This is a genomic window from Escherichia sp. AM3, from assembly GCF_032029835.1.
Lineage (GTDB): Bacteria > Pseudomonadota > Gammaproteobacteria > Enterobacterales > Enterobacteriaceae > Escherichia > Escherichia coli.
Map to the genome: position 1 here is coordinate 1 of NZ_JAVUPQ010000893.1, position 282 is coordinate 282.

The following is a 282-nucleotide window of genomic DNA, read 5'->3' on the forward strand; positions in this document are numbered from 1 at the left end:
AACCGTGGCAATGTCCCCGGTCGGTCCTAAACCGACGCGGTGACGGAATGGCGTGGCGGCTAAAAGCTCGACGCCAACGTTATCCGTTGCCATATACGTAAACGTCAGGCCTAACTGGGTGTTATTGCTGACGTTAAACCCGCCCATACCCAGTACATTATCGGACCCTTCCGTTGGACGTACCGTTGCCGAACCGGCACGAATAAAGAATTCGCCTGCTTCATGCGCGTACGCGCCGCCAGAGAGACTGCTTAAGATAAGGGCTGCCACCGCTAATTTTTT

Annotated in this window: 1 protein-coding gene; it reads right to left on the reverse strand. The window is 54.6% G+C overall.

The genetic code is table 11. The features are described from left to right. Window positions 1-282: OmpW family outer membrane protein (locus RTW80_RS28925; RefSeq protein ID WP_312721546.1), on the reverse strand; the 282-nt coding region annotated here is incomplete at both ends.